This window comes from Variovorax glucosi (genome assembly GCF_051216695.1).
Lineage (GTDB): Bacteria > Pseudomonadota > Gammaproteobacteria > Burkholderiales > Burkholderiaceae_C > Variovorax.
Window position 1 is genome coordinate 1 of sequence record NZ_JBPJZE010000244.1, and the last position, 291, is coordinate 291.

Here is a 291-nt window from a genome sequence, read left to right on the forward strand (position 1 = left end):
GAGCTGGTCGGCCTTGGCGAGTGCGGCGCGCACCTGGCGGATGTTCCAGCCCTCGACCAGCACCAGGCTGCGCGTGGCTTCCTCGCCGCGCACCAAGATGTTGAGGAGCATCTTGGGCGTGACGCCACGCTCCAGCTCGTAGCTGCCGGCGCGCATCTGGCGGTCTTGCCCCGAGACGCGGAACCACAGGTAGAGCAGCTGCGGCTGCACGTCGACGCCCGTGTCGGCCACCGCCTGCGCAATGCCTCGCGGCGTTGTGCCGGGTTCGACCGACAGATCGACGCTGGGCGC

Annotated in this window: 1 protein-coding gene; it reads right to left on the reverse strand. The window is 70.1% G+C overall.

Going from position 1 to position 291, the window contains the following annotated elements; translation table 11 throughout:
• On the reverse strand, positions 1–291 hold a 291-nt coding region (locus ACSFA3_RS24650; protein ID WP_435507993.1), incomplete at both ends, for an endolytic transglycosylase MltG.